General features: G+C 71.6%; 16 protein-coding genes and 1 riboswitch. Of the genes, 5 read left to right on the plus strand and 11 right to left on the minus strand.

The window, feature by feature from the left end; genetic code table 11:
- Positions 1–58 precede the first annotated feature (58 nt).
- From OG956_RS11585 to OG956_RS11595, 3 genes are all read left to right on the plus strand, one after another.
- The gene (locus OG956_RS11585) at positions 59–565 is read left to right on the plus strand and encodes a GNAT family N-acetyltransferase (protein WP_330337874.1); all 507 of its coding nucleotides are present in this window, start codon (positions 59–61) and stop codon (positions 563–565) included.
- Positions 566–617: 52 nt separating this feature from the next.
- A riboswitch (cobalamin riboswitch) is annotated at positions 618–742 on the plus strand.
- A gap of 128 nt (positions 743–870) precedes the next feature.
- Positions 871–3,252, plus strand: coding sequence for a ribonucleoside-diphosphate reductase subunit alpha (locus tag OG956_RS11590; RefSeq protein ID WP_330337875.1), 2,382 nt, complete (start codon positions 871–873; stop codon positions 3,250–3,252).
- Positions 3,252–4,277 carry a ribonucleotide-diphosphate reductase subunit beta gene (locus OG956_RS11595; protein WP_330337876.1) on the plus strand — a complete coding sequence of 342 codons (1,026 nt, stop codon included), beginning with the start codon at positions 3,252–3,254 and terminating at the stop codon, positions 4,275–4,277. Before OG956_RS11590 ends, OG956_RS11595 begins: the two co-directional genes overlap by 1 nt.
- 21 nt (positions 4,278–4,298) lie before the next feature.
- On the opposite strand, the gene OG956_RS11600 is transcribed toward OG956_RS11595, so the two are convergent.
- Positions 4,299–4,514, minus strand: coding sequence for a hypothetical protein (locus tag OG956_RS11600; protein WP_330337877.1), 216 nt, complete (start codon positions 4,512–4,514; stop codon positions 4,299–4,301).
- A 93-nt stretch (positions 4,515–4,607) separates the two neighbouring features.
- On the opposite strand from OG956_RS11600, the gene OG956_RS11605 reads away from it, so the two are divergent.
- A complete protein-coding gene (locus OG956_RS11605) occupies positions 4,608–5,570 on the plus strand; it encodes a GlxA family transcriptional regulator (protein WP_330337878.1) in 963 nt (320 codons plus the stop codon).
- A gap of 27 nt (positions 5,571–5,597) precedes the next feature.
- Here OG956_RS11605 and OG956_RS11610 read toward each other — a convergent pair whose 3' ends face one another.
- The 10 genes from OG956_RS11610 to OG956_RS11655 all read right to left on the minus strand — a co-directional run bounded on the left by OG956_RS11610 (position 5,598) and on the right by OG956_RS11655 (position 15,629).
- The gene (locus OG956_RS11610) at positions 5,598–6,995 is read right to left on the minus strand and encodes a bifunctional albaflavenone monooxygenase/terpene synthase (protein WP_330337879.1); all 1,398 of its coding nucleotides are present in this window, start codon (positions 6,993–6,995) and stop codon (positions 5,598–5,600) included.
- Entirely contained in the window at positions 6,992–8,077 is a 1,086-nt protein-coding gene (gene cyc1 / locus OG956_RS11615; RefSeq protein ID WP_330337880.1) for an epi-isozizaene synthase, read from the minus strand. Before cyc1 ends, OG956_RS11610 begins: the two co-directional genes overlap by 4 nt.
- Before the next feature lie 292 nt (positions 8,078–8,369).
- Entirely contained in the window at positions 8,370–9,020 is a 651-nt protein-coding gene (gene def, locus OG956_RS11620; RefSeq protein ID WP_330337881.1) for a peptide deformylase, read from the minus strand.
- 87 nt (positions 9,021–9,107) lie between these two features.
- Positions 9,108–10,115: a tetratricopeptide repeat protein gene (locus OG956_RS11625; RefSeq protein ID WP_330337882.1), complete on the minus strand. Its 1,008-nt coding sequence runs from the start codon at positions 10,113–10,115 to the stop codon at positions 9,108–9,110.
- A gap of 100 nt (positions 10,116–10,215) precedes the next feature.
- Positions 10,216–11,508 (minus strand): HD-GYP domain-containing protein, encoded by a 1,293-nt coding sequence (locus tag OG956_RS11630; RefSeq protein WP_330337883.1) that lies wholly within the window; start codon positions 11,506–11,508, stop codon positions 10,216–10,218.
- A complete protein-coding gene (locus tag OG956_RS11635; RefSeq protein WP_330337884.1) occupies positions 11,505–12,815 on the minus strand; it encodes an HD-GYP domain-containing protein in 1,311 nt (436 codons plus the stop codon). Before OG956_RS11635 ends, OG956_RS11630 begins: the two co-directional genes overlap by 4 nt.
- Positions 12,816–12,934: 119 nt before the next feature.
- The gene (gene rsrA / locus OG956_RS11640; protein ID WP_330337885.1) at positions 12,935–13,237 is read right to left on the minus strand and encodes a mycothiol system anti-sigma-R factor; all 303 of its coding nucleotides are present in this window, start codon (positions 13,235–13,237) and stop codon (positions 12,935–12,937) included.
- Positions 13,234–13,929 (minus strand): RNA polymerase sigma factor SigR, encoded by a 696-nt coding sequence (sigR, locus tag OG956_RS11645; RefSeq protein ID WP_330337886.1) that lies wholly within the window; start codon positions 13,927–13,929, stop codon positions 13,234–13,236. Before sigR ends, rsrA begins: the two co-directional genes overlap by 4 nt.
- A gap of 256 nt (positions 13,930–14,185) precedes the next feature.
- Positions 14,186–14,812: an alpha/beta hydrolase family protein gene (locus OG956_RS11650; RefSeq protein WP_330337887.1), complete on the minus strand. Its 627-nt coding sequence runs from the start codon at positions 14,810–14,812 to the stop codon at positions 14,186–14,188.
- A gap of 1 nt (position 14,813) precedes the next feature.
- Positions 14,814–15,629, minus strand: a complete 816-nt coding sequence (locus tag OG956_RS11655) for an SOS response-associated peptidase (RefSeq protein WP_330337888.1) — start codon at positions 15,627–15,629, stop codon at positions 14,814–14,816.
- Between the two features lie 49 nt (positions 15,630–15,678).
- On the opposite strand from OG956_RS11655, the gene OG956_RS11660 reads away from it, so the two are divergent.
- Positions 15,679–16,401: a M50 family metallopeptidase gene (locus OG956_RS11660; RefSeq protein ID WP_330337889.1), complete on the plus strand. Its 723-nt coding sequence runs from the start codon at positions 15,679–15,681 to the stop codon at positions 16,399–16,401.
- The last annotated feature ends 56 nt before the right edge of the window (positions 16,402–16,457 follow it).

Raw genomic sequence — 16,457 nt, forward strand, 5'->3', positions numbered from 1 at the left:
GGGCCGCCGGAGACGTTCCGGCGGCCCTTTGCCGTACCCCTCCGGCACACTCGGTGCCATGGACATCGTGATCCGGCGGGCCGTGCCCGACGAGTACGCCGCCCTGGGCGAGATCACCGCCCGGGCCTATCTCCAGGACGGTCTCCTGGACTTCGGCGAGAGCGACGCCTACCTCGGTGAACTCAGAGACGTGGCACGGCGCGCGGCAGCGGCCGAGGTTCTCGTGGCGGTGCGCGACGGCGCCCTCCTCGGCGGGGTCACCTTCGTGCCCTCCCCCGGTCCGATGGCCGACATCGCCCGTCCGGGAGAGGCCGAGATACGGATGCTCGCCGTCGCCGCGGCCGCCCGCGGCCAGGGGGCGGGCGAGGCCCTCGTGCGGGCCTGCGTCGACCGCGCACGCGCCGCCGAGGGCTGCCGGGCCGTGGTCCTGTCCACCCAGCGCACCATGCGCGCCGCCCACCGCATCTACGAACGCCTGGGTTTCGTCCGCACACCCGAGCGGGACTGGAAGCCCCTCCCGGAGCTGGACGACATCACGCTGCTCACCTATGAGTTGACGCTCTGACACCGCCCCGACACAACATCTGGGGGTGACGCGACAGCCCGGCACTACATGTATGCTCATGCTCGCTGTCGCCGCAGGGGAATCCGGTGCGAATCCGGAACTGTCCCGCAACGGTGTACTTGTGCGCGTCTGCGCCCAGGAGTCAGTCCGAGGACCTGCCGGCAGCGCACCCGGCCGTCCGGTCCGGGTGCCCCCAGACGTCCGGGCCTCGTGGAATGGGCCGGCGGACGCGACGCCGTGTGCGCTCGTGGCTGCCCCCTGCCCTGAAGCGAAGGCCCCCGTGCCGAGCAGGGAGAGAGCCCCACGTGACCATCGCGCCAGCAGATCCGGCTTCAGACAGCGGCATCCCGGCCGCCGAGGAGACCGACGGTCCCGGCGCCGCGCTGCTGCGGACCCTGACCGGGCTGACCGCCGACCTCCCCGACACCGACCCCGGCCGGGTCGCCGCCGCCGCGCTGCGCGGCCGGTCGGCCCGCGCCGACGAGGCCGAGCTGCGCGAGCTGGCCACGGAGGCCGCCGCCGGGCTCATCTCCGAGGACCCCGCCTACTCCCGGCTGGCCGCCCGGCTGCTGACCCTGTCCATCCGCGCCGAGGCCGCCTCGCAGGGCGTGACGTCCTTCACCGAGTCGGTGGCCGTCGGGCACCGCGAGGGCCTGATCGCCGACCGGACCGCCGCGTTCGTGCGGCTGCACGCCGAGCGGCTCGACGCGCTGATCGACCGCCGGGCCGACGACCGCTTCGGCTACTTCGGGCTGCGCACCCTGCACAGCCGCTACCTGCTCCGGCACCCGATCACCCGCAAGGTCGTCGAGACGCCCCAGCACTTCATGCTGCGGGTCGCCGCCGGCCTCGCCGAGGACGACACCCCCCGTTCGGTGGACGAAGTCGCCGCGCTCTACGGGCTCATGAGCCGCCTCGACTACCTCCCGTCCTCCCCCACGCTCTTCAACTCCGGCACGCGGCACCCGCAGATGTCGTCCTGCTACCTCCTGGACTCGCCCAAGGACGAGCTGGACTCCATCTACGACCGCTACCACCAGGTGGCCCGGCTCTCCAAGCACGCCGGCGGCATCGGCCTGTCCTACTCCCGCATCCGCGGCCGCGGTTCGCTGATCCGCGGCACCAACGGGCACTCCAACGGCATCGTCCCGTTCCTGAAGACGCTGGACGCCTCGGTGGCGGCGGTGAACCAGGGCGGCCGGCGCAAGGGCGCCGCCGCGGTCTATCTGGAGACCTGGCACTCCGACATCGAGGAGTTCCTGGAGCTGCGCGACAACACCGGCGAGGACGCCCGCCGTACGCACAACCTGAACCTCGCGCACTGGGTCCCGGACGAGTTCATGCGCCGGGTCGAGGCCGACGCGCAGTGGTCGCTGTTCTCCCCGTCCGACGTGCCGGAGCTGGTGGACCTGTGGGGAGAGGAGTTCGACGCCGCCTACCGCAAGGCCGAGCAGGCGGGTCTGGCGAAGAAGACCCTGCCGGCCCGTGAGCTGTACGGCCGGATGATGCGCACCCTCGCGCAGACCGGCAACGGCTGGATGACCTTCAAGGACGCGGCCAACCGCACCGCCAACCAGACGGCCCTGCCGGGGCACGTGATCCACTCCTCCAACCTCTGCACCGAGATCCTGGAGGTCACGGACGACGGCGAGACGGCGGTGTGCAACCTGGGCTCGGTGAACCTCGGCGCCTTCGTCGACACGGCGGCCGGCGACATCGACTGGGAGCGGCTGGACGACACCGTCCGCACCGCCGTCACCTTCCTGGACCGCGTGGTCGACATCAACTTCTACCCGACCGAGCAGGCCGGCCGGTCGAACGCCAAGTGGCGTCCCGTCGGCCTCGGCGCGATGGGGCTGCAGGACGTCTTCTTCAAGCTGCGCCTGCCCTTCGACTCGCCGGAGGCCAGGGCGCTGTCCACGCGGATCGCCGAGCGGATCATGCTCGCCGCGTACGAGGCCTCCGCCGACCTCGCCGAGCGCAACGGCCCTCTGCCGGCCTGGGAGAAGACCCGTACGGCCCGGGGCGTGCTGCACCCCGACCACTACGGCGTCGAGCTGACCTGGCCGGAGCGCTGGGCGGCGCTGCGCGGCCGTATCGCCGAGGCCGGCATGCGCAACTCGCTGCTGCTGGCCATCGCGCCCACCGCCACCATCGCCTCCATCGCGGGCGTGTACGAGTGCATCGAGCCGCAGGTGTCGAACCTGTTCAAGCGCGAGACGCTGTCGGGCGAGTTCCTCCAGGTCAACTCCTATCTGGTGCAGGACCTGAAGAAGCTCGGCGTGTGGGACGCGCGCACCCGTGAGGCGCTGCGCGAGGCGAACGGCTCGGTGCAGGACTTCGTCTGGATCCCCGAGGACGTACGGCGGCTGTACCGCACGGCGTGGGAGATCCCGCAGCGCGGTCTGATCGACATGGCCGCGGCCCGCACCCCGTTCCTGGACCAGGCGCAGTCCCTCAACCTCTTCCTGGAGACGCCGACCATCGGCAAGCTCTCCTCGATGTACGCGTACGCCTGGAAGTCGGGCCTGAAGACGACGTACTACCTGCGCTCCCGCCCGGCGACCCGGATCGCCCGCGCGGCCCAGGCGCAGACCCCGAAGACCGTCCCCGTGCAGCAGGCCGCCGACCCCGACGCGGTCGCCTGCTCCCTTGAGAACCCCGAGTCCTGCGAGGCCTGCCAGTGATGACCCCACCGACCGCCACCCGTCACGCCAACCTGCTCGACCCGGGCTTCGAACTCACCCTGCGCCCCATGCGCTACCCCGACTTCTACGAGCGCTACCGGGACGCGATCAAGAACACCTGGACCGTGGAGGAGGTCGACCTCCACTCGGACGTCGCCGACCTCGCGAAGCTGACCCCCGAGGAGCAGCACCTCATCGGCCGGCTGGTCGCGTTCTTCGCGACGGGCGACTCGATCGTCGCCAACAACCTGGTGCTGACGCTCTACAAGCACATCAACTCCCCCGAGGCGCGGCTGTACCTCTCGAGGCAGCTCTTCGAGGAGGCCGTGCACGTCCAGTTCTATCTGACGCTGCTCGACACCTACCTGCCGGACCCGGAGGACCGGGCGGCGGCCTTCGCGGCCGTGGAGAACATCCCCTCCATCCGCGAGAAGGCCGGGTTCTGCTTCAAGTGGATCAACGAGGTCGAGAAGATCGAGCGGCTGGAGACCAAGGCCGACCGCCGCCGCTTCCTGCTCAACCTGATCTGCTTCGCCGCCTGCATCGAGGGGCTGTTCTTCTACGGCGCGTTCGCGTACGTCTACTGGTTCCGCAGCCGGGGCCTGCTGCACGGCCTCGCCACCGGCACCAACTGGGTGTTCCGCGACGAGACCATGCACATGAGCTTCGCCTTCGACGTGGTCGACACCGTCCGCAAGGAGGAGCCGGACCTGTTCGACGACGCGCTCGGGCAGCAGGTCACCGACATGCTGAAGGAGGCCGTCGAGGCCGAGCTGCAGTTCGCGCGCGACCTGTGCGGCGACGGGCTGCCGGGCATGAACACCGAGTCGATGCGGCAGTACCTGGAGTGCGTCGCCGACCAGCGGCTCACCCGGCTGGGCTTCGCCCCGGTCTACGGCTCGGAGAACCCGTTCTCCTTCATGGAGTTGCAGGGTGTTCAGGAGCTGACGAACTTCTTCGAGCGCCGCCCGTCGGCGTACCAGGTCGCGGTCGAGGGCACCGTGGACCTGGACGAGGACTTCTGACCGGCGGTGGCCTGACGTCTCTCAGACGGGGCGGGCGGCGCCGTGGCGCCTGTGGGGCCGGTGCGGCTGTGCCGGCTCCGCGGGGCTCTGCGCCGCCTCCTCTCGCTGTGCGTTCCTGATCTGGCGGTCGATGACCGCGTCGTGGACGACGCCGATCAGCGCCGGGAGGACCAGGAGGCCCAGGATCCCGATCACGGCGATCATTCCGAGCAGTCCTTCTGCTTGTGTCCCGTTCATGGACACCACTGTCGCTCCGGACAGTCCTTACCGGGAGTGGCAGGACTGCCGTATACCCTCGATTTACTGCCACCGGCGAGGCACACTGGCCGCATGCTGCAGAACGTGGTGGCCGTGCTGCTGGACGGCGTGAACCCCTTCGAGATGGCCGTCGTCTGCGAGGTCTTCGGCATCGACCGCAGTGACGACGGCCTGCCGGTGTACGACTTCGCGGTCGCCTCGGCCGAGGGCCCGGTGCTGCGCTGCAACGCCGGTTTCTCCCTGACGGTCGGGCACGGCCTGGAGCGGCTGGAGTCGGCCGACCTGATCGCGGTGCCGGCCGGGTCCCGCTACGACTCCCGGGAGTTTCCGCCCGAGCTGCTCGACGCCCTGCGCCGCGGGGTGGACCGGGGCGCCCGGGTGCTCAGCGTCTGCTCGGGCGTCTTCGTGCTCGCCGCCGCCGGGCTGCTGGACGGCCGGCGCTGCGCGGTGCACTGGCACCACGCCGAGGAGCTGGCCCGCCAGTATCCGCGGCTGACCGTCGAGCCGGACGTGCTCTACGTCGACGAGGATCCCGTGATCACCTCGGCGGGCACCGCCGCCGGCATCGACGCCTGTCTGCATCTGGTGCGCAAGGAGCAGGGCCCCGAGGTCGCGAACAAGATCGCCCGCCGGATGGTCGTGCCGCCGCACCGGGACGGCGGGCAGGCGCAGTACATCGAGCGGCCGCTGCCGAAGGGGCCGTGCGACACCGTCGGCGAGGTGCTGGTGTGGATGGAGGAGCACCTCGACCAGGAGGTGACCGTGGAGCAGCTCGCCGCCCGCGCGCACATGGCGCCGCGCACCTTCGCCCGCCGCTTCCAGCAGGAGACGGGGACCACTCCCTACCGGTGGATCCTGCGCCAACGGGTGCTGCGGGCACAGGAGTTGCTGGAGGCGACCGACGAGACCGTCGACACGATCGCCTGGCGCACCGGGTTCGGTACGGCGGCGGCGCTGCGGCACCAGTTCGTCCGGGCGCTCGGCACCACCCCGAACGCCTACCGGCGCGCGTTCCGGGGCCCCGAGGCCGCCTGACCGCGCGCCGGTATCAGGAGTCGCCCGTCACCACTCCACGGGCCTCAGCAGCAGGTTGTGCGGCCGGAGCGTGATGCCCACGCGGGTGCTGTCGTCCGACCCGGCCACCTGCTCGAAGCGGTACTTCGCCGAGACCGCCGCCGTGATCAGGCTCAGCTGGGTCATGGAGAAGTGGTCGCTGGGGCACTTGCGGTTGCCCACGCTGAACGGGCTCATGGCGTACTTCGGCACCTGCCTGGCCCGCTCCGGCAGCCACCGGTCGGGGTCGAAGTCGAGGTGGCGGTCGTACGAGCGGGGGTCGCGCTGGATGGCGTAGGGGCTGTAGACGATGTCCGCCCCGGCCGGAATGCGATAGTCGCCGAGTACCGTGTCGGTCACCGCGCGCCGCGTCAGAATCCATACGGCCGGCCTGAGCCGCATGGCTTCGGTGACGACATTGTTGGTGTGCGTGAGGGAGCGGACGTACTCGAATCCGACCGGTCGGCCGCCGGTCACGGATTCGACCTCGTCCCGTACCTTCCGCGCGTGTTCCGGGTGTTCCGCGAGGACCTGGAGCAGCCACATGATCGTGGACGCCACTGTTTCGCTGCCGGGGGTGAGTATCGCGACGACCTGGTCGTGGATCTCCTGTTCCCCGATGGGGTCGCCATTGTCGTCCTTCGCCTCCAGCAATGCCGTCAGCAAATCGTCCGGCTTTTGACCAGATGCCCTTCGCTCGGCGACGATCTCGTCGACCAGGAGATGCAGATCGGCCAGCGCGCGATTGAATTTGCGGTTGGCCGGAAGCGGCAGCCGGTACAGCGGTCCGAGCGGAACGACCATGCGCCGGTACATCCCGCGGAAGACCGTGGCGAGGTCGGTGCTGAGCCGCTCGGCGCGCTCGTCCATGTACTCGCCGCGCAGCAGGCAGCGGGCGGCGATGCGGACGGCCACCCGGAAGGACTCGGAGGTGCAGTCGACGGTCTCGCCGGGCCGCCAGCGCTCGGTCAGCGCGTGCGCCTCCTCCTCCATGACCGGACCGTGGTCCGGGATGGCGTCCAGCCGGAACGCGGGCTGGATGGTGCGCCGCTGGCGCCGGTGCCGGGGGCCGTTGGCGGTGGCCACTCCCTCCTTGCCGAGCAGCCCTTCGAGGGACTCCCACAGCGGTCCGTCGATCTTGAAGTCGGGGTTGAGGGCGAGCGCGCCGGTGAGCGCCGGGGTGGTGACGGCGTACACCGTCTTGGGGCCGAGCCTGAGGCGTACGACGTCGCCGTGGTCGCGGAGCCGGGCCATGAACGCGAGCGGGTCGCGGACCAGCTTCAGGCCGTGTCCGAGGCCGGGGACGGCGCCTGGGGCGAGCGGCGGTTCGCGCAGTGCGGTGGTCCCGGAGGCGTCGGGGGTCCGGGAGGTCTCGGGGGGCTGGGGCTGCACAGACTCGACGGTCATTCCTCACCTGCCGTTTCGTTCGTGACGTACGGGGGCGTGGACCGGTCGTCCCAGGTGTCCACCCTGTACCGGCCGGACTCGTGGTGGAACCAGTAGACGGAGCTGAACCAGTTCCGCATATTGCCGACGCACGCGCGCACGGCGGCGCTCAGTTCCTTTCCCCGGACGGTGCCGTCATCGAGACCGTCGGCGAATCGCAGCGCTTCCTGCTCGGCCCGGAGGAATTCACTGACGCATTCCTCGACGCGCCGTCTGACATCGTCCACCGCGTCCTCGAGCGTCAGATTCTCGTGCGCGATGAGACTGATGCCGAGATTGTGGACCTCGTCGCCCGCTATTTCCTTCGGCAGCGAGCACAGATCGTTGTACCAGGCGGCGAATTCCTGGCTGAGCAGTGCGGCCCGGCGATAGGCCGCGTTTTTCCGCACCCAATCCGGGAGTTCGCATCCGGCGCTCGGCTCCAGCAGGTCCGTCCATATCCAGTGGGCGAAGGTGTGCCGGCGCAGGGCGAGGTATTCCTCGACGCCGGGTATGCGTCCCTCGGTGCGGTTGCGGAACTCGCGGTCGTAGGCCTCGATCACCGCGTGGAAGTGCCGGGCGAACCGCTGGTTCCAGGTGCGCGGCAGGAAGCCGTACAGCCGCAGCACGCTGTCGGCGAACCCCGCCACCAGCGGGTCCGGGTGGTGCAGATGGTGCCGGGGTGCGTCGAGAGCCGTGTGCAGGCGGTGCCTGAGGCGCCGCCAGTCGTCGGGCCGGCCGTGCACGACGTACCGGTCGTGCCGGTCGTCCCAGACGAAGAACCATGCGCTGTAGTCGGCGATGGCCTGCAGGACCTCGTCGGGGGCGCCCAGGTAGTAGCCCGCCATGAGGTCCGTGTAGCACAGGCTGTCGGCATGTTCCTCCACCTTGTCCGCGGGCATGAGCCGCTTTTCCAGCAGCCACAGCCGCGTCTTCTCCTGCAGTCGCGGCCAATACGGATGCAGTTGCCGAGGAAAGGCGGACTCGATCACCGGGAGTGCCAGTGAGGGTGGTACTACGACCGCCGTGGGCGTCGTTGTGGTGCCGTGTCGGAAAGCATGCACGTACAAACCCCTCTCCGCCGCCAGGAGCGCACGCCCCTGCTGTCATGCCGGGCGTGCGCCGTTGTGTATCCCCACAACTCCATTCAGCACCACAACTGACCGCCATGGGAACGGATTTGCTCCACTCACTACCCCAAGGTGCTGAGAATCCCCTCTTGCGTGACCGATTAAGGATCATTAGGCGCATGGAAGGGATCGGTTGTACGACGCACGGACGAGCGAACCAGGGCCACGCAAAGGGCGCCCGACCGGGGGTGATCCCCGGCCGGGCGCCCCAACCGCCAGGCCTCGGCTAGTCGTTGGCGACCACCGGATAACGTGGCTCGTTCTCGGCCATCTGCCGCAGCGCGTCCTTGCGGTCCCGCTTGGACAGCCGGTCGATGTAGAGGTAGCCGTAGAGGTGGTCGGTCTCGTGCTGCAAACACCGTGCGAAGTAGCCGGTGCCGCGGACCTTGATCGGGTTGCCCTGCTCGTCCTGGCCGGTCACCTCGGCGTAGTCGGGGCGGGCGAGCGGCGCGTACGCCCCCGGTACGGACAGGCAGCCCTCGTTGCTGTCGTCCAGCCGGCGCCGCTCGGCGGGCAGCTCGACCAGCTTCGGGTTGCAGACCACGCCGACGTGCCGGACGCCCTCGTCGTCCTGGCAGTCGTAGACGAAGACCTTGCGGTCGACGCCGATCTGGTTGGCGGCCAGGCCCACGCCCTCGGCGGTCCGCTGGCTGGCGAACATGTCCGCGACCAGCTGCTGAAGCTCCTCGCCGAACTCGGTGACGTCCTTGCACTCCGTGTGCAGCACCGGATTGCCGACGACCGTGATCGGCCGCGAGGTCCCGCGCTCCCGCCAGGCCTTCTCGCGCCCCTCGCAGTCCTCCGTGTCGACGACGTACCCCTCGTCGTCGACGGGGAGCACGCCCGCGTGCTGCTGATCGGTGTCCTGCTGCGCCATGACCGACGTACGCCTTCCTGCAAACCTGCGAAAAGTCCGAGTGAGAAGTCTCGGGGTACAGCCTAAAGGCGGCCGGTCACCGAAGGCTCAGCAAACCTCTTCGAGATCCCGCCAGTCCCGCGAGTCCGGGCTGTCCGCGACCCACCCGTCCAGCAGCCCGCGCACCAGCGAAGCCGGCGCGGCGATCCCGCACTCCCGCTCCGGCACCCACAGCTGCCCGTCCGTGCGGTGCCCCAGCGGCCCGGGGTGCCCCGGCTCGCTGTGGTCGTGCGGGTCCAGCTGCAGCCCCTCGCCCTCGTCGGACGGCATCCGCGACTCCGAGCACATCCGGCACAGCAGCCGCACGGAGGACGACCAGTCCTCGGCGGCGAACCCCGCGTCGGCGGCCAGCTGTTCCAGCGCGTCCCGGTCCGCTTCCGTGGCCGCCTCCAGCAGCACCACCCAGGTCGGCACCGGCGAGGGCGCCCACAGCTCGATCTCGTCGAAGACCGGGTACGCGTGCCCGGTGGACGTGGTGCGCTCGCCGTGCGGGACGCCGTCGTGCAGCACGACCTCGCCCCAGCGTCGCCCGGACGAGGGAAGCGGGATGGACAGCACCTCGATCCGCGCCGGGTCCAGCCGGCGGCCCCACACGACCTCGGCCTCGCCCTCCGGGGAGAGCCGCACGGCCGCGCTGCCCAGTTCCATGCCGACCGGTTCCCCGGCCACGGCGGCCCCTCCCCCAGCCTTCGGCCGGGAGGTGCCCCCAGGCACCTTCAGGCCGTACGCCTGCCAGGCGCGGCGGGCCAGCGGCCAGTCCTGCAGGGCGGTGGCGGCGATGCCGACGTTCCACCAGTCGGGCGCCCCGGTCTCCCGGTCCAGCAGGGCGACCGCCCGGAGTCCCGCGGCCCGCGCCTGCTCCCAGTCGTGCCGGAACTTGTGCAGCAGGGCGAGGTTGAACCAGGACTCCGACAGCCAGGGCTCCAGATCGGCGGCCCGTGTCAGCAGCTCGCCCGCGTCCTCGTACCGGCCGTCGCCGATCAGCGTGAACGCGCGGTCGGTGGCCTGCCGCCAGGAGGCGGAGGGCCGGTGCCGTCCCTTGCCGAAGATCCTCACGATTCCCGCCTGCCAGTTCCATTTCCGCACAGTGGGCTGGCTTGTGCCCCCGGACACCCTCTCCCTCGCATCCAACCACGTACGCCGGGAAAGGCGCTCATTACCCATGGGTTACCCAGCCGGGCGCGGGGTCAGACAGTGCCGTGTGTCTCCCGTCGCCCGCCGCCGGCGCGCTCTCCCCCCAGGCCCAGGGGCGGGCCAGCACCCGGGCGAGGGACTCCACCACGTCCGGGTCGTAGTCCTCGGCGGTGCCGAGACGCAGCTCCTCCAGCGCCCGCAGCGGCCCCTCGGGGCCGGCGTCCTGCGTCTTCTCCTCGTAGGCGTTCACGGCGCGGACGATCCGGGCGGCGAGCGGCTGTTCGCGGTACGGGTCCGCCTGCCGCTCCACCACCACGGCGACGGCGGCGGCCACCCCGGTCTGCCGTACGACGGCCCCGCCGAGCAGCGCGATCCTGCGCTGCTGCTGCGGCGGCAGGTCCGCGGTGGCGCCGGCCGGGACCGGGTCGACCAGGCTGAGCTGGCCGATGTCGTGCATGAGGGCCGCGTACTCCAGGACGGTGAGTTCGGGCCCGGTCAGGCCGAGGTCCCGGCCGACCGCGAGGCTGAGCGCGGCCACCCGGCGGGCGTGCCCGGCGGGCGTGCAGCCGGCTATCTCGGTGGCGCGGGCGAGGGAGGCGATGGTCTGCCGGTAGGTGGCGCGGACGGCCGCGTACCGGCGCAGGGACAGCTGGGTGAGCAGCAGGGGCAGGCAGAACACGGGCAGCGCCCACAGCCCGGCGACGGCCACCCCGAGCGCCATGACCGCGCCGGTCGCGCAGACGGCGGAGCCGATGCCGAGCAGCCCGCGCAGCTCCTCGCGCAGCAGGGGGCCGAACGGCCAGCCGGTGCGGGCGTGGGCGAGGGCGGCGGCCAGAACGGCGTCGCACAGGGCGGTCAGGCCGAGCAGCGCGACCAGCAGAAAGGCGTAGGCGGGGCCGTCCCAGGCGGGGAACAGGCCCTCGGCGTACAGGGGTTGGAAGCAGACGGCGGCGAAGCCGACGGTGAGCACGCGGCGGGCGAGATGGTCGAGGGTGGGGGTGCGCCCGGCCCAGATGTGCGGGACGGCGCCGAGCAGGGCGGCGGCGAGGACGACGGTGACGACCTGCGCCGGGCCGTGGTGCGCGGGGTGTCCGGCGTCCGCGCCGAGCAGGGCGTACGACAGCGATCCCGCGGTGGCGACGGGGGCGGCCTGCCGGGTCCCGGCGTCGCTCCAGCGGGTCAGCTCGCCCAGAACGACGAGCACCCCGAAGGCGAGCGCGACGCCGCGGTCGTCGAGCCCGGACCACAGGGTGACGGCGAGGGAGCCGGCCGCGGCGAGGGCGGCGGCGCCGTGCACGAGCCGCAGCGGGGTCATCGGGGTGTCCCGGTGACCGCCCTCGGGCCCTCGCTCTCGCCGGACGTCTCCTCGGCGGTGACGGTGGGGTGCCAGCCGTGGCGGCCCAGCGCGCGGGCGAGCGCGGTGACCATGCGCGGGTCGAACTGCGTGCCCGCGCACCGCTCGAGTTCGGCGACGGCCGCCGCGACGGGCCGGGCCCGGCGGTAGGAGCGGGTGGAGGTCATCGCGTCGAAGGCGTCGGCGACGGCGACGACGCGGGCGCACTCGGGGATGCGGTCGCCGACGAGGCCGTACGGGTAGCCGCTGCCGTCGAGACGTTCGTGGTGGTGCAGGATCGCGGCGCGGGCCTCGCCGAGGAAGGAGATGCCACGGACCATCTCGTGGCCGTACTCGGGGTGCAGCTCGATGATCCGGCGTTCCTCGGGGGTCAGCGGGCCGTCCTTGCGCAGCAGTCGCGTCGGGACGCCGAGCTTGCCGACGTCGTGCAGGATGCCGGCGAAGCGCAGCACCTCCACGCGCTCGTCGTCCATGCCGAGTTCGCGGGCGATCATCACGGAGGCCTGGCCGACGCGTTCGCTGTGGCCGCGGGTGTAGCCGTCCTTGATGTCGACGGCCTGCACGAGGGCGCGGATGGTGGCCTGGTGGGCGGCGCGTTCGCGGTGGTACTGGGCGAAGATCCACCAGGACACGCACATCGGCAGCAGCACGAGCAGCGCGGAGAGCGGGCCGTACGGGCTGCGCCACAGCACGGCCATCATCAGCCCGGCGAGCCCGTGCACGGCGACCGGCGCGAGGGAGCGCGACAGCAGCCCGCGCCAGGCCCGGCGCAGCGGGACGCCGAGGGCGGCCGCGCGGATGCCGCCGTCCAGGGCGGTGAGGACCAGGCAGAAGGCGAGGACGGCCGCGCCGGCGGGCAGCAGCGCGTAGGGGAAGTCGGAGGCGACGACCGCGTCCCGGCCGCCGAGCGCCCAGTGCACCCGGGCGGCGCCCCACACGGCGAGCGCGGGGCGCGCGGTCCGCCACAGGCGGCGCAGCGGTGCGGGGCCGTCTCCGCCCGGCTGTCCGCCCGGCAGGAGCAGGGCCGCGGGCAGCGGGACCAGCGCGGCGGCCGGCGGCGGCAGCAGGAAGGCCCCGGCGAGCAGCACGGGGCAGAAGGTGCCGCCGAAGCGGCGGCGGACGACCTGCTCGCAGCCGGCGTAGAGCGCGCAGAGCAGGGCGAGCGCCCACCAGGGGGTGCGTATCGTCGGCAGCGGCAGCAGGCAGAGCAGCGCCAGCAGGGCGGCGGCGGCCACACAGCCGCGCGCTCGCGCCGGTACCGCCTCCATCGCGCCCCTCCCCGACCATGCCTGTCCCGGGCATCGGAGCCTAGGGCGGGGACCGGGGGTGTGGGGCCTATGACCTGAGGATTAGCACGTTCGGGTGACGGCGGGGGTTGACCGGCGGGTCAGCTCTCCTGCGCCGTCGCCGTCACGTCGTGCTCGGGCACGGTCTGGCCGGAGCGGATCAGCTCGATCCGCCCCATGACCTTGGCACGCAGGTCCGCGGGTACGTCGTCATGGCCGCAGCACCGCTTGACCAGCTTCTTCACGGCCTGCTCCAGGCCGTACTTCTCCAGGCACGGCGAGCATTCCTCGAAGTGCTGCTGGAACTTGTCGCGGTCGACGTCCGGCATCTCACTGTCGAGGAACTCGTACAGATGGTCGAGGACCTCACTGCAGTCCGTCTCGTGCGGCTTGCCGCAGCTCATGAGCCCGAACCTTTCGCTTCGTTCGACTCCCCGGCGCCCGCGGGGACGAGCCCGCGCTCGCGGGCGTAGTCCTCCAGCATGCCGCGCAGTTGACGGCGGCCCCGGTGCAGCCGGGACATCACCGTACCGATGGGTGTCCCCATGATGTCCGCGATCTCCTTGTAGGCAAACCCCTCGACGTCCGCGAGATAGACGGCGATGCGGAACTCCTCGGGGATCGCCTGGAGCGCTTCCTTCACGTCCGAGTCGGGCAGGTGGTCGAGCGCCTGCGACTCGGCGGAGCGCAGACCCGTCGACATGTGCGACTCGGCGCGGGCGAGCTGCCAGTCCTCGATCTCCTCCGCGGCGGAGCGCTGCGGCTCACGCTGCTTCTTGCGGTAGGAGTTGATGAAGGTGTTGGTGAGGATCCGGTACAGCCACGCCTTGAGGTTGGTGCCTTCGCGGAACTGGTGGAAGGACGCGTACGCCTTGGCGTACGTCTCCTGCACCAGGTCCTCGGCGTCGGCCGGGTTGCGCGTCATGCGCAGCGCGGCCGAGTACATCTGGTCGAGGAACTCCAGCGCGTCCCGCTCGAAGCGCGCACTGCGCTCCGCGGTCGACTCGTCGGTCGCCTCCGCGCTCACGCCCTGGCCCTCGGGCTGCTCCGCCTGGCCGTTGTCGGTCCCTGCGTCGGTACCGGTGACCGGACCCACCTCCTCAAGATCCCGGGCAGGACCGAGAGCGGTCCCACTCGATTCGGAGGATAGAACACGACCCGTGCCTGCCGCGCCTCGAACAGGAGCGGTCTTGGCCGCGTGCAGCACCGTCCAGTCCAGGTCGGCGCTGCGCCTGCGGCTCGGGCAGATGGTCGAACCCATGCGGCGGACTTCCTCTCCTACGACGTCGGTGCCGAGGCCTCAGCACTTCTGTCCGCCACAACAGTGGTCCGCCGTACGGCATTCCCGGCCGTCACCCGAGTGACGCGACCCACTCCACGACACCCTCGGCGACGATCTCCAGCGCCCGCTCCTGGGTGATCTCCGCCCGCTTCGGGACGGCGAACCCGTGATCGCCGTACGGCACCTCGACCAGCCGGTACGGCCCCTCGGGGAACTCCTCCGGCCTGCCGAAGGGGTCGTTGCCGCCCTGGACGACCAGCGTGGGCACCCCGGTGCCGAGCAGTTCCGCCGCGCGGGACTTCTCCGGCCTGCCCGGCGGGTGCAGCGGGAAGCTCAGCGCGAGCACGGCGCGCGCGCCCAGCTCCGCAGCCGTACGGCAGGCGACCCGGGCTCCCGCGCTGCGCCCGCCGCAGATCACGGGCAGTTCCATCCCGGTCAGCGCCGGCCAGATGCCGCGCCAGCCGGTGTCCAGGGTCTTCGGCGCGGGCGCGACCTTCCTGCCCGCGACCCGCCAGGGCTGCTCCACCAGGGCCACGGTGACGCCGTGCCCGGGGAGGACCCGGGCGAGAGTCTGCAGATCCCGGGCGTCGACGCCCCCGCCCGCGCCGTGGCTCACGGCGAGGACCAGCCGGGGGTCCGCCGCCCGGTGCCAGGTGATGCGGGCGGTTCCGGCGTCGGTCTCGACAATTTCGATCACGCTAGAAGAGTGTGCCCTCTTCCGGCGCCGCAAGCTCCTTGAGCAGCTCCGGGCCGTTGTTGCGGACGTTGCTGACGGCGGTGGAGACCGGGTAGGCGCGCATCAGGCCGGGCGGCGGCGGGGCCAGCAGCTCGCGCAGGTCGTCGGGGTCGGTGCGGCCCGGGTCGAGCCAGGCGTCCCAGCGGTCGGGGGTGAGCATCAGCGGCATCCGGGGGTGGATGTCGGCGAGGGCGTGCGGGCCCTCGGCGGGCGCCACCGCCAGCGGGGTCTTCTCCGCCTCCGTGGTGATCACCGAGCAGGTCACCCACCAGGCCTGCGGATGGTCGTCGGGCAGGGTGCGGTCGCGCCAGAACTCGTACAGCCCCGCCATGGCGAACACCGAGCCGTCGGCGGGCAGCACGAAGTAGGGCTGCTTGCGCGGCCGCTTCTTCTTCCCCTCGACCTCCAGGTCCCGTTCCTGCTTGCCGGTGACCCACTCGTAGTAGCCGTCGGCGGGCAGGATGCAGCGCCGGGCCGCGAAGGCGCGGCGGTAGGCGGGCTTCTCGTGCACGGTCTCGGCGCGCGCGTTGATCATCCGGGCGCCGCCCTCGGGCGTCTTGGCCCAGGAGGGCACCAGTCCCCACTTCAGCTTGCGCAGCTGGCGAACCGGACGCGGGGAGTCCGCGTCTTTCAGGGGGCGGTCGAGGACGGCGTAGACCTCCTTGGTGGGAGCCACGTTGTAGTCCGGCTCCAGGGTCTCCTCGGGATCCCACTTCTCGACTTCAAAGATTCCTGCGAGATCCTCGGGCCTACGACTCGATGCATACCGTCCGCACATACGTGCCACACTGCCAGACTCCGTAAAGGACAGGGAGCCACTCGGACACATGGACAGCCTCGCCGCCACCGCGCTGCCCGACATATGGGACCGGCTCACCGGCACCCAGCCCGACCCCGGGGTGTGGGTGGTCCTCGCCACCTCGGTGGCCGCGCTCGCCGTCGTCGTCCCGCACACCCTGTGGCGCATATCGCGCAACGCGATCACGATCGCGCACGAGGGCGGGCACGGGCTGATCGCGCTGCTCACCGGCCGGCAGCTCACCGGCATCCGGCTGCACTCCGACACCAGCGGCCTCACGCTCAGCCGGGGCAAGCCGTACGGGCTCGGCATGATCCTCACGGCCGCAGCGGGGTACACCGCCCCCTCGCTGCTGGGTCTGGGCGGCGCCGCGCTGCTGGCGGCGGGCCGCATCACGCTGCTGCTGTGGGCGGCGACCGCGCTGCTCGTGGCGATGCTGGTGATGATCCGCAACGCCTACGGCGTGCTGACCGTGGTGCTGGCCGGGGGCGCCTTCCTGCTGGTGTCCTGGCTGACCGGACCGCAGGTGCAGGCCGCGTTCGCGTACGCGGTGGTGTGGTTCCTGCTGTTCGGCGGGGTGCGGCCGCCGTTCGAGCTGCAGCGCAAGCGGGCGGGCGGCGGGGCCGGGGACTCGGACGCCGATCAGCTGGCCCGGCTGACGCATGTGCCGGCGGGGCTGTGGCTGTTCCTGTTCCACGCGGTGTCGCTGTGCTCGCTGATCGGCGGTGGGCGCTGGCTGCTGGAGGTGTGACACCGGCGCGGGCGCCCTCGCACACGACCGTTCGCGCCTCTTTTTCATCGGGGTTT

This window comes from Streptomyces sp. NBC_00557, from assembly GCF_036345995.1.
Lineage (GTDB): Bacteria > Actinomycetota > Actinomycetes > Streptomycetales > Streptomycetaceae > Streptomyces.